Annotated in this window: 11 protein-coding genes and 1 pseudogene; 2 read left to right on the top strand and 10 right to left on the bottom strand. The window is 27.9% G+C overall.

The genetic code is table 11. The features are described from left to right. Nucleotides 1-102: 102 nt before the first annotated feature. The 7 genes and pseudogenes from ACMFBB_RS05030 to ACMFBB_RS05000 all read right to left on the bottom strand — a co-directional run. Nucleotides 103-435: pseudogene (locus tag ACMFBB_RS05030) on the bottom strand (hypothetical protein); the annotation flags it as partial. A 23-nt stretch (nucleotides 436-458) separates the two neighbouring features. Further along, nucleotides 459-1166, bottom strand: a complete 708-nt coding sequence (locus ACMFBB_RS05025; RefSeq protein ID WP_435263369.1) for a linear amide C-N hydrolase — start codon at nucleotides 1164-1166, stop codon at nucleotides 459-461. 78 nt (nucleotides 1167-1244) lie between these two features. Next, nucleotides 1245-1676: a hypothetical protein gene (locus tag ACMFBB_RS05020; protein WP_435263368.1), complete on the bottom strand. Its 432-nt coding sequence runs from the start codon at nucleotides 1674-1676 to the stop codon at nucleotides 1245-1247. 231 nt (nucleotides 1677-1907) lie between these two features. Continuing rightward, the gene (locus ACMFBB_RS05015; protein WP_435263367.1) at nucleotides 1908-4415 is read right to left on the bottom strand and encodes a hypothetical protein; all 2508 of its coding nucleotides are present in this window, start codon (nucleotides 4413-4415) and stop codon (nucleotides 1908-1910) included. A gap of 158 nt (nucleotides 4416-4573) precedes the next feature. Further along, nucleotides 4574-5320 (bottom strand): LytR/AlgR family response regulator transcription factor, encoded by a 747-nt coding sequence (locus ACMFBB_RS05010; RefSeq protein WP_435263366.1) that lies wholly within the window; start codon nucleotides 5318-5320, stop codon nucleotides 4574-4576. 2 nt (nucleotides 5321-5322) lie between these two features. Then, nucleotides 5323-7047 (bottom strand): ATP-binding protein, encoded by a 1725-nt coding sequence (locus tag ACMFBB_RS05005; RefSeq protein ID WP_435263365.1) that lies wholly within the window; start codon nucleotides 7045-7047, stop codon nucleotides 5323-5325. Nucleotides 7048-7069: 22 nt separating this feature from the next. Beyond that, nucleotides 7070-7570 carry a hypothetical protein gene (locus tag ACMFBB_RS05000; RefSeq protein ID WP_435263364.1) on the bottom strand — a complete coding sequence of 167 codons (501 nt, stop codon included), beginning with the start codon at nucleotides 7568-7570 and terminating at the stop codon, nucleotides 7070-7072. A 297-nt stretch (nucleotides 7571-7867) separates the two neighbouring features. Here ACMFBB_RS05000 and ACMFBB_RS04995 point away from each other — a divergent pair, with 297 nt between their 5' ends. Next, complete coding sequence (locus ACMFBB_RS04995) at nucleotides 7868-8452, top strand: RNA polymerase sigma factor (RefSeq protein WP_435263363.1); 585 nt, start codon at nucleotides 7868-7870, stop codon at nucleotides 8450-8452. A gap of 285 nt (nucleotides 8453-8737) precedes the next feature. Here ACMFBB_RS04995 and ACMFBB_RS04990 read toward each other — a convergent pair whose 3' ends face one another. Next, entirely contained in the window at nucleotides 8738-9373 is a 636-nt protein-coding gene (locus tag ACMFBB_RS04990) for an endonuclease III domain-containing protein (RefSeq protein WP_435263362.1), read from the bottom strand. Between the two features lie 122 nt (nucleotides 9374-9495). On the opposite strand from ACMFBB_RS04990, the gene bcp reads away from it, so the two are divergent. Continuing rightward, nucleotides 9496-9951, top strand: a complete 456-nt coding sequence (bcp, locus tag ACMFBB_RS04985) for a thioredoxin-dependent thiol peroxidase (protein ID WP_435263361.1) — start codon at nucleotides 9496-9498, stop codon at nucleotides 9949-9951. Here bcp and ACMFBB_RS04980 read toward each other — a convergent pair. Together ACMFBB_RS04980 and ACMFBB_RS04975 are read right to left on the bottom strand one after the other, a co-directional pair. Then, entirely contained in the window at nucleotides 9948-10571 is a 624-nt protein-coding gene (locus tag ACMFBB_RS04980) for a response regulator transcription factor (protein WP_435263360.1), read from the bottom strand. The two genes, bcp and ACMFBB_RS04980, sit on opposite strands and share 4 nt — an antisense overlap. Continuing rightward, nucleotides 10558-12378, bottom strand: a complete 1821-nt coding sequence (locus tag ACMFBB_RS04975; RefSeq protein ID WP_435263359.1) for a sensor histidine kinase — start codon at nucleotides 12376-12378, stop codon at nucleotides 10558-10560. Before ACMFBB_RS04975 ends, ACMFBB_RS04980 begins: the two co-directional genes overlap by 14 nt. Between the last annotated feature and the right edge of the window lie 42 nt (nucleotides 12379-12420).

Genomic DNA, 12420 nt, shown 5'->3' with positions numbered 1-12420 from the left:
TAAATGTTTTAGTTATTGATTTAATTATTAAAGTTGTTTCAATAAATTAATAAAATACGTTTAGTGCTATCTGTAATTTCTTAAGATAAAAAAGTAGTTTTTTTACAAATTGATAGAAAAAGGATCGGATGCTTCTTCAAAGTTTTCATTTTGAAAGCCGTATAACGATTTATTTTTAAAAGTTAAATCTTCATTCTCGTTAACAACGATAAGTTGTGAAACAGATGAAGGAAATAATTCCATTTGATTAAGATCCATCCAAATATTTCCAATTGTACGAGTATTACAGAAATAATACGTTAATTCATCATGACTAGCAACAGTGGTCCAAAGTGTTTGTGCAATATTTGGGAACTCTTTAAGTTCTGATTTAAAGTTTACAGGAACTGAAGCATTCATTACTATAGATTTAGATTGAGTTAAAGAGTCAGAAGTGCTAACAGATTCATATAAATGATTTAAATAATAAGACGCCCTAGCAAATCTATCTGAAGGAAAAGGCCTCCAGGTAGTGTATTACTTGGGAAATTGTTATCATTACTCCATTGCCACTCCCAAAATTGATTTAATTCAATTTGTTTAGCATACGAAGGTTCGTTGGTCATTACTCTAAATTCAGGGTTGTTATATATAAAATATTTGCCCTTGTGAACTTCTATAATTGCTGAGTCACCGAATTTATCTGAAACAGCAAGGTGTAAAGCTGCAAGTTTATCAGAACCAGGAACTATTCCGCCAATTAGTTGAATTTGTGTTTGAGCACTTTCACTAAATGCTGCGACTACTTCTTTTACAGAACAACAAGTGTCTAAAACAAATTGTACCCAACGTAAAACGTCTAGGTTTTTACATGAACTTCCGTCTTTTCGAGCATATTTAGCACTGCTATCGTATAAAAGATTGGCTACTAGCCCAGCTGAGTTAATGCCGTCAGAAGCACCAAATGGAGCTTCAGTACCAACCATAGTAACAACACTATTATATTTAGCAGTCCAAATTAATGAATTTTCATTTTGAGGAGACGTTCCACTTTTAATTATTTCTTCTTCATTATTTACTTTGAAAGCAAAAATTGTAGTAGGCATTTGAGTTGCCCAATCCATATTTCTTGCAGTAGTTAAATAATTGTTTTCTTTATTGAAATTGTTAAATATTCTTGTACACATAATTTTAGTTTTTTCTAAATAAGAATTAATAGTTTTAAGCTACTTCACTTTATTTAAAGTAGAGTTACTTTAATTGTTTTAAGAACAAATAATGAAGCTAGTGCCTCCTACATTACCGAAATGAGATTCAAATGATACACTTTTATCACCAGAGGAGTTAACGGATTTCATTCCTCCACTTTTGTGAATATCTATCTCAAGATTATTACCGTTTATGCATATAAGTAAGCTAGCACCATCTGAAGTATAAGGTACTTCATTAACAATTTTTGGGTCTATTTGTAAGTTCAATACTCCATTAGTGCTTGAAACTCCAGTTGAATCTGTACTAATAGTTTTACTAATAATATTTAAACACTCTATCCCTTGATTTTGAAATCCTTGGACTTTTTCATTACTGTTCATTTCAACCCATCCATTAACGCCATAAGTTTTTACATGTTCTATATTAAAAGTTGTATTTTCTTTTTCTGTAATAAATTTAAAAGTTGTTTTTAAAAAATTTGACATGATCAATTATTTAATTGGTTATTCTTACTCATTAGGCTTTTCAGATTTCGCCTCGTTTTTTATAGTAGTTTCAGAACTCTACATTTGAATAAATAGAAAATTAGAAATAGCGCTAGTTTTAATTTCTGATATAAAATTAGATTTTAAGCAATATAGATTTTGAAGAGATGTTGTGAAATGGTGATTTTATGTTGTGAAATAAGTATATTGAAAGAGGTTTAATTTAACTTGTTAGTTGTTTATTTCAGGCCAACCTTCATTTTTCCAGTTTGAAGACCAAATAACGCCTTGGCTACCTAATAATGGAGTTGAAGAACCTTTCATTATTAACGAGCCATCATTTTCAAGTGTTAAAGTGGCAAAAGGATCACTAATCCACCTAAGTTTTTGGTCATCATATTTTGATGAGACAATTCCAATTTTATCAAAGAAGATGTTTCCATTAGTAAATATTAATTCATCAGTTTTTTTTGAATCAAATAAGGTAAAGCCATTTTGAGGAGTTCCCTTTTTTCTTATTTCAAGCTCTCCCTCTGTTGTAAACACTAAAGAATAAAGGTTATTTGAACTTTTAAGAATAGGTTTGTCAATTTTATTTGATCTAGAATAAGAAAGCTTTCCGTCAAGAAAAATGGTGTTATTAGGTATTATATATTCAGAATCAATCCATTTTTGATAGTATTTCCCCGAAGAGAAAATATAGTTTTTAGGTATAACAGGGTTAATTTCAATAGAGCTAAAAACATCTGATTTTTTGTAATCTGGGTAATATGTTAGAATAAAACCTCCTCCTAAATACCAATTATTAGTAGTAGTTAGCTCCAAATTAGTAGAAATAATTACACCTGTATCTAAAGATTTAAAGATATTAATGTTTTCTTTATTGAAAGTTGACTTTTCCTTTAATAGATCCCCATTTTTTATAGAAAAAGGATTAGATAAATTAAGATGATATTTTTCAATTTTTTCTTTTTCTACATATTCAAATGGGATAGGTCTTATAAACTGAGCATAGTAGGCTTTAGGGACAGTACCATTAAATTTAATAGCTGGAAATTCATTCATTAAAAAGAATAAACTTCCAGTTTTTTTTATTAATACAAGATAAGGTTGGTTAAAAAATTGAGTAGTACGTTCTTTGCGAGATGAATTTTTTGATGTGTTTTTAGCATAATGTATAGTATTTCCTTTCATTTTGCCTAATGTATTTCGGCTATATTTATTCTCTGGGTCAAAACTATTAGTACACTGGTATTTATCATTTATAGTTAACTCTTTATTCATTTTCACAGTGTATCCTTGAAAATATTCCCAAGGCTTTGAAATACTTCCAGCTGTTCCCATTATAACAGGAATTGCATCTGATTGTATACCTTCAGAAGGAACCCAGTCATTTAAATTGTGAGTATATTTTAAGGCCTCTAGTCTAGAGTTTTCATCATCTTTAATAAATTTAAAACCATCAATACAAGTATGACCTATTCTTGTGTTATACGTATCGGAAAGTGAAGCATAAGGTATATCATGACCTACTCCTATTTGTTGAGTTTCGTTATTGGTGTCTTCAAACAAAGCAACCATTTCTAAGCGCCCATTGAAATACTGCGTCTTATTTCCTCCCAGAGTAGGCATGTAAACAGATTTAATAGCACAAGTGGATAATAAATCATCAGAGAACATGTGCCTGTTATTAATCGCAGCTTGCACAAAATCTTTTAAAGAGGGGATTTGATTTTTAATAACAGAATTACCTAATTTACTTCCAAATATATGTTCCATTTCATGGCCAAAACCATCGTCACCAGTAGTAAAATAAGCAGTCATTTTATTAAATGCTTTTTCAAAGCCCAGAAGCCCATCCTTAGAAGGGTTAGTTCCTTCAACCCATAAAGGGTCAATAAATTTTAAACCATATGAAAAACGTTCATTCTGAGCATAATAAAAAGCTAATTGTAATGCTTGCATATAATATAGTTGCGATAATGCATTATAATAGGTTACAGTTAGTTTATTAATCGCTTTGTTTACAGCATTCCAGGGCACGGTAATATCGGAAACATTATGATTTAGTTTCACATAACTCAATTTTCCCTTATCATCATACACTAATTCTCCAAGAGCCTCTTGAAAATTTTTGTTAAGATCTAAAAAAATAGCAGTATCTAGGTTTTTTTGGAAATTATGACACAATAATTCTATTTTATTTTCAGAAGCATCGCCACCAAGTAAAGAAATGAGGTCTTTTGTTTTTGTTTCACAATTCCAGTCATATCCATCATCAAATTTACATGGGTTTACTGCGTACTTCCACAAATTGTTAACATTATATTCTCTATTGAAAGTACCATATTTATTAAATCTTACAAACAAACTATTTATTTCATAGGTTATAGAAGTAGCTCTAAATAAATCGTCATATATTCTATCAGCAACAATTTTTCTGTAAATCTTATCAATACCTAATACTATTTCTTCCGAAAAACTAATAAGAGTGTTCAATTTATCATCCATTTGATCTAACTTTGTTTCAATATTTTGAAGCTCTATCATATAGCCTGGTTTGGGGTTGGTTATTAATGAACCAAAAATAGCTTTACCTAAAGCTCCAAGTGTAGAGTCAAATACTAGCCCTGTCATTGCGCCTACTGTTTTGTCTCGAATAGCCCCGGTTACACCTTCTTTTACCCAGTTTTTAAATGTGTTTTCTTTTTGTTTGGTTAATATGACTGATTTTTTCATTATAAATAATTTATATTTAATTTATTAATTAAAATTACTTTTTAAGTAGGAGTGATTTTGAAGAGATGTTGTGAATAGATTTTTCAGTGTTGTGAACCATAAAAAAAGAGGCATGTAAAAATGCCTCTTATACTAAAAAAAGAAAAAGTGTAACAAAACTATTTCAAAATAGAGAAGTTGTAAATTAAGTCTTTATACTTAGAACTAAACGTAACCTTATGATTGTTTTTAAGAAGTAATAAATTGTCAGCAGTAACTATTTGCTCTATAGAGTTTATGTTTACGATGTATTTACGATGTATTTGTTGAAACACTGCTGTATTTATATACTTTAGTATTTTAGCTAGTGAAATTTGAATCACAAATTTTTCAAGTTCTGTAATAATAGAGCAATATCTATTGTCTACTTCAATATATATTATAGAAGATAAAAGCACCTTTTTTAAAGCACTTCTTTTTTTTATAAATAAATAGTCTTTAGTAACTACTGCGTTTTGGTTTGTGCTTGCAAATACATTTGTTTGCCCGTAAAACTTTTCAATAGCCATTTCAATAGCATATAAAACTTCTAGCTCATTAAAAGGCTTTAATAAAAAACGATAAGGTTTAGTTAGTTTAGCACGTTCAAAAATTTGTCGATCTTTTGATCCTGTTAAAAATATAAAAGGTTTTAAGGAGTTTGGTACGGTAGAAATAGTTTCTGCAAAGGTTATTCCTTCAGGATTTTCTCCTAAAAAGATATCAATTATAACTAAATCTACAGGGAGTTTGTAAAATAGCGTAAGTGCTTTTTGGTAATTTTCGGCAATTCCAGAAATTGTATATCCATTCTTTTCCAGAGTACTTTTAAGTTCAGAAGAAACTTCTACATCATCTTCAATAATTAAAATATTTATATTCTCCATGTTTAAACAGATTTTGGGAACGAGATAATCATTTTAGTGCCTTTATTTAAAGTACTTTCTATTTTAAAAAGCCCATTGTTTTTTGATATAAGTGCTTTACATAATTGCAACCCTAAACCAGTACCAATCTCTTCTTTGTTTTTCTTTTTACTGAGTAACGAAGTGTCTTTTAATAACTCAGCTATAATTTCTTTACTAATACCCATACCTGTATCTTCAATTACTAAATTTTCAAAATCTTGATTTTTTGAATACGAGTAAATAGAGATTTGGGCATTTAATTCACTAAATTTAATAGCATTGTCTAATAAATTTCGAATGATAATTTTTAAAGAATCTAAATCGGCTAAAATAAAAGACCCAGGAGGTGTTTTATTATTAAATGTAATGTTTTTATTATCAAATAAAGGTTGGTAATTGAAAGCAACTTGTTGTGTAACAGAGAATAAATCGATTGACTCTATGTTGAAATACAATTGTTTTGTTTGTATAGTAGCCCAATTTAACAAGTTTTCTAATAAATTATAAGAGCTATTAGCGATAGCTGCATTTTTAGTCACAATAGTATCTAAGACATTGTAGTTTCTATTTTGTATTTCATGCAAAAGTTTTGAGTTACTTTTTTGTAAAAGATTAACTGATGATCGTAAATCATGACTAACAATAGAAAAAAGTTTGTCTTTAGTATTATTTAAAGCTTTTAATTCTTCTTTTTGAGAAGTGATTATTTTATGAGATTTTTTTTGTTGAATGTAAAAGTACATTCCTCCGAATAAAATGAATAATAATAAAATAGAAGTAAGTATAAAACCATTTCTTTGAAGAGCTTTAATTTTATTTTCTGAGGTTAAAAAATTTATTTCTTTTTGTTTTTGATTTACGGCTAATTTTTTTTCAAATAGAGCCGTTTTCCATATTTCATCTTGATTAGTTAAAGAATCTTTCCATATATCATATTCTTTTCTGTAAACTAAAGCTTTAACTAAATCTTTTCGGTTTTCTTCAACAACTGCCATGTTTTTTGCAGTTTTCCGTTTTATTTCATAATTAGTTGTTTTTTTTGAAAGTAAATAGGCTTTTTCAAAATAAGGAATCGCTAAATCATCTTTATACTGCTCATAATATAAATTAGCAATGTTCGTATAGGCCTCAATAACCTCTACAGAGTTATTTTTTTTATGAATACTATTTAAGAAACGGGATAAATATATTTCAGCATTTTTATAATCTTTGAGGTGTATATAACAAACCCCAATATCATTTATAATTGAGGGGCGATATAGTTGATTAATTATAGAAAACTCTTTACTCTCAATCTCTTTCAAATACGAAAGTGCTTTTTGAAAGTTTTTTTGTTCTAGATAAATACCACTTAAGGCATACAATACCTTGTCATAAAAAAAGAAGTCAGTTGTAACTTTTTTAAGTTCTTTTTGAGCTTCTTTAAAAAGGTTTTTTTTCATGAAACTATGACCTCTCATGTATCTAAAGTAATTAGAGTTTTGTAAGGGAGTAGAATTAATAAATGCTTTAGAAGAGCTTACAATAACGGAATCCCATTGTTTGTGTTTAAAAAAAAGACTAGTACCTTTTAATAAAGGAGATACTGAATTTAAGCTATCAATTTTTTTGAAAAAATAAGAATGATTTTTTAGTGATGATTCTTGTGAAACTATCGTATAGTAACAAAGAAACGAAAGTAGTACTAACGTTTTTTTTAGATACATTTTGGGGGGATATTAAAAAGTATTAGGTGTTACTAGTTTTTACTACTGTTTCTGTTCCTCTAGATGTTTCAGGATCAATATTCCAAACAAAAGTTTGTACTACTTTAATGTTTTCTAAAGAAATTCCTTTTGGGAAGTTCTTAGTGTCATCAGTACTAAAGTCTATTTTATAAGCTTTATATCTACCCTCATTACTTTCTTTATCATCGTTTAATTTTTTTAATACTTCTTCAGAGCAGTAAATGAAGAATTGTAATTTACAATTGCCAAAGTTGCTAATAGAAAAAAGTTGTTTAATTTTTACAGCTTCAAGTGGAATTTGTGACTCTACAAAAATAAGAGCCTTAACAGTTATTGCACTTCCATTAAACTCAGCTTCAACTATTGAAGGTAAAGGTTGATTAAATTTATTATCAAAAGTTATTTCACCAGAAGGAATTGGAGTCTTGATACTTATATCCGGTAAACAAGTGCCTGGAGGATAAATGAGATTATCAATTTCATTAATGCTTGTGTTAATCATACTGTTTTGTTTTTATAATATGTTGCAAAGTGAACCCTAAATTTAAGTAACATTTTAGTTAAATACAATGATTAAGAAAAAGAAAAATAAAGAGATAACTATGAGTAGATTATTCAAATAATTACAAGAAATTAAATAAAAAATCAAATAATGTTTGTATTTCTACATAAAAAATTTAATATTTGTAACTCATTATTAATCAATATTTAAAGCCTATACAACAGAATTACTTTTAGAAATAGTTAACACCCCTTAACCCAAAAGAAATATTCATATTTCTTTTATAAAAGTAATTGTATGGACAAATATGTAGTTGTAGATAGCACCTTAGTTAAAGAGTACATTAATGGAAATGAGCATGCTATTGAAATATTGATTAAACGCCACCAGCAAAGATTATATAGTTTTATATATAGTAAAATTCAAAACAGAGACTCGACAGAAGATATTTTTCAGGATACTTTCATTAAAGTGATAAAAACTTTAAAAAAAGGTAATTATAATGAGGAAGGTAAGTTTTTACCCTGGGTAATGCGTATAGCACATAATTTAGTTATTGATTTTTTTAGAAAAAGTAATAGAATGCCAAAGTTTAATAATTCTGAGGAGTTTGATATTTTTTCTATTATTAGTGATGGTTCTTTAAATATTGAAAATAAAATAATAAAAGAACAAATTTTAGATGATGTAAAGGTTTTGATAGAAGAGTTACCAGAAGAACAAAAAGAAGTATTAGTAATGCGCATATACAATGATATGAGTTTTAATGAAATATCAGAAAATACAGGGGTTAGTATTAATACAGCTCTTGGTAGGATGAGGTATGCACTAATCAACTTGAGAAAAATAGTTGAAAAGAATAATATTATTTTAATAAATTAAACAATAAAGTGAAAAATAAGGCGTTAAGTATTTGAAAACAAACGATAAAAGTACAATACTACATGACGCAAATTTACTCAAGTAAGTCTTCGGACTCTAAAATGAAACCCAAAAAAGAAACAATTCAATTTTTGATTAACTTTTCTAAATCGTTAAAAGTAGTTAAGATCAAATCAAACCATCTCATTGAATTGAATTTGAATTAAGAGTGGAAAAAGCTTAATCTTTATTGATTGAGCTTTTTTTATTTGTAAAAGCCACTCTTTCTTGAATGAATAAGACTTATTATTTTAAAATTGATTTTCGTCCTATTGTTTTGGTAATGATGTCGTTTTCTATGTTCCATCCTCTAGCTGGTGAATATTCTCTACCATAATAGATAATTTGTAGGTGTAACTTATTCCATAATTCTTTAGGAAATAATCTTTTTGCATCTTTTTCAGTTTGAGTAACATTTTTACCATTTGTTAAATTCCAACGGTACAATAAACGATGAATATGGGTGTCAACAGGAAAAGCAGGAATATTAAAAGCTTGAGCCATTACTACGCTTGCAGTTTTGTGGCCAACAGCTGGTAATTCTTCTAGAGCTTCAAAGCTTACAGGAACCTTTCCGTCATGTTTATCAATTAAAATTTTTGACAATCCATGGATACCTTTCGATTTCATTGGAGATAGCCCCACAGGCTTAATGATATCTCTAATTTGATCAATAGTTAGTTTTACCATATCATAAGGATTGTCAGCTTTTTCAAAAAGCAAAGGAGTAATAGTATTCACTCTTGCATCAGTACTTTGAGCAGACATTAACACCGCTATTAATAAAGTATAAGGATCTTTATGATCTAAAGGAATTGGCGTTTCAGGATATAACTCTTCTAAAGTGTCAATAACAAATTGTACTTTTTCTGCTTTATTCATTTTATGATTACTATTAAATTAAAGTAACCAAAGGTACAAAGTGTTTGAATAATATAGCTGATTGATTTTAGGGTTTTATTTTTAGACTTTGTAAATTGCATACTTTAAAATGATATAAAAATATGACAACAATAAAAAAAGGAGATGCTGCTCCAAATTTTGAATCAAAAGACGAAAAAGGAAATGTAATAAAGTTAACGGATTATGCTGGGAAAAAACTAGTGCTGTTTTTTTACCCAAAAGCAAGTACTCCTGGTTGTACTGCTGAAGCATGTAACTTACGAGACAATTATGAAGCTTTTAAAGCTAAAGGATATGCTATTTTAGGTGTAAGTGCCGATAGTGCTAAGCGTCAACAAAACTGGATTAATAAACATGAGTTGCCATTTCCGTTATTAGTTGATGAAGACAAGGAAGTAATTAATGCTTTTGGCGTTTGGGGACCAAAAAAGTTTATGGGTAAGGAGTACGATGGAATCCATAGAACTACTTTTATTATTGATGAAAAAGGTATAGTTGAAGACGTTATTTTAAAAGTGAAAACAAAAGATCATACAAATCAAATTTTACAAGATTAGGGTAAAATCAATCCATTTTTGATTCCGTAACGTATTAATTCAAGAGTATTATTTGTATTTGTAATTTCAAATAGCTCTCGTTTATGTGATTTTAAAGAGCTTTCAGAAATATATAAAATTTTTGAAAGCTCTTTTTCATTTTTATTTGAATACTTGTAAAGCGCTCTTAAAACTTCGATTTTTCGTTTGGTAAAAGAAGTGTTTCCAAGGATAATTTTTGATGAGTTCTTTTTAAGTTGATCAAATTTATTGTTTGTTATCGTTTGTAATATAATAGGTTTAAAGTTTTTTAAATCTGAATCCTTTCCAACAAACTGATCAATTCCTTTTTCAGTAGCTTCTCGTTTAGTTAAGTTGTTGTTTAGTGTTGTTAATAAAATGATTTTAAAGTTTTTTTTGTTTAATCTTATTTGATCAATATAGTTCAAAGAACTAACACCATTAAAATTCATATCTAATATTAAGAGGTCTAATACATTGGTGTTTGTATAATTTATAAGATCTTTAATTGAGAAAAATGTAGCTTTTACATTAAATTCATGATCTAATTCTATGCTATCTTTTAAAGCTTCGCAAAAAAAACGATTATCATCAGCAATAACAATGTTAATTTTCTTCATTCTTAGGTATTTTAATAATAAAAGAACTACCATTATTATTAGTTGAATTAATGTCTAAAGTACCTTTCATTTCCTTAATTCTTTTTTTTATGTTTTTTAACCCGTAAGAGTTAGGATTTGTATTACTAACAGTAAAACCAATACCGTTATCAGCGACTTCTAATATAATGTTGTTTCTGTTTTCTTGATACATTTTAACATGTATCTCAGTTGCCTTTGAGTATTTAATGGCGTTTGTTATTAATTCAGATATAATTCTATATAAATGTACGCATTTGTATTGTGAAATTTCTGTGTTATTAAATGAGAGGCTGTGTTTTATTATATTATTCGATACTTCATTTATTTTATTAATAAATTCAATTAGATTGTCTGTGAAATTTTCTGAATTAATTTTTGGAGAATACAAGCTATTCAATAAATAACGATATTCGTTATAAAAAGAGTCTAAAATTTCTTGAATCTTTTCAGGAGTACCCTCAGATTTATGAAGTAAACGTAGTTTTAAAGCTTCTAAATACCCACCAAAGCTATCATGTACATTGCTTAATAGTTTGTTACGTTCATTTTGTTGAATTTCAATAGTTTTATTTTGAAAATTATATTTTAATTCGTCGCTAATTTTCTTTAATTGAGTGTACTGTTTTTGAGATTTAATAACTGAACTAAAAATGTATCTTGTAAAACATAAAATTTCAATTACTAAGGCTATATAAAAAATGTTGGCAGTTCCATAAATCCATGAATAGCTATCAGTGTTTTTGGGATTGATTCCTTGAGATACTATAAGGCTTATAATAGGTAGAGCAAAGGCAAAAACTAAATAACTTGGAATTCTTTTCTTTCTAACGAGATATATGTGATTAATAAGCCATATTAATATTATTATTTTTAAAATTATCCAAACATATATATAGAGATACATCATGCCACCTATTAAGTATTTGTAGAGGTATAGAATGATGAGTGGAATTGTAACATATGTTCCCCACCTAAAAATATTTTTAGAAATTATTTCTTTTTTTGAAAACGTATAAAATCTCATATAGAAATATCCCATACAAAAAACAGCAACCGTTTGACTTAAACTTCTTATGTTTTTAGCAACAAAGGGGAAATCTGACCAAATAAACTGAATGCCAAGACCTTTACCAGCAAGGAATTCAATAATCATACATAAAATATAAACAGCATAAAATAGTACACTATATTCCTTTTTGAGTATCGAAAAATAAAGTAAAATTATAATCATCGATGTCAAGAAAGCAAGAAATAACCCAAATTGGATATATTCTAATTGAGTTCTTTTTAAAAATTGATTGTTAGTTTCAAGATGGAATTCAAGTCGAGTTCTACTGCCACCATTCTTTATGTTCAGTAATGCTTCAGTATTTCTAAAAGAATTTGCGGGAATTACCCATGTTGGGTGTCTGTAAAAAAAGAATTTATAAGGGAATTCTTTAAAGTAAGAAATTTGATGTAAAGGAGTAATAGAATCTGAATCATTCAAGTAAAGCTTTCCATAAGAAATGTAAGAAGAAGAAAGAGTAAGATAATAATTTTCAGTTGACTTTTTTATAGGGATTCTAAACCACCAATTTTTGTTACCTAACTTTTTATAAATGTGATTAATTTTTTCTTTAGGAAAATTATCATTATTAAATTTTGATGCTACATCATTTATAGACAGATTTTTTTCTGATGAAATAACTGATATTTTGTCATAAACAGATACACTATCTTTTTGTTTAGAAAAAGTAAATGAAAAGTAAAACAGAAAAAAAGTAGTTAGTATTTTAGTAATCATTTTTTTAATAAAAACACCATACTAAAGTATGATATTTTTATT

This window comes from Tenacibaculum sp. nBUS_03 (genome assembly GCF_051201695.1).
GTDB lineage: Bacteria > Bacteroidota > Bacteroidia > Flavobacteriales > Flavobacteriaceae > Polaribacter.
The sequence above is the reverse complement of the archived record's forward strand: the minus strand, read 5'-3'. Positions and strand labels throughout refer to the sequence as shown.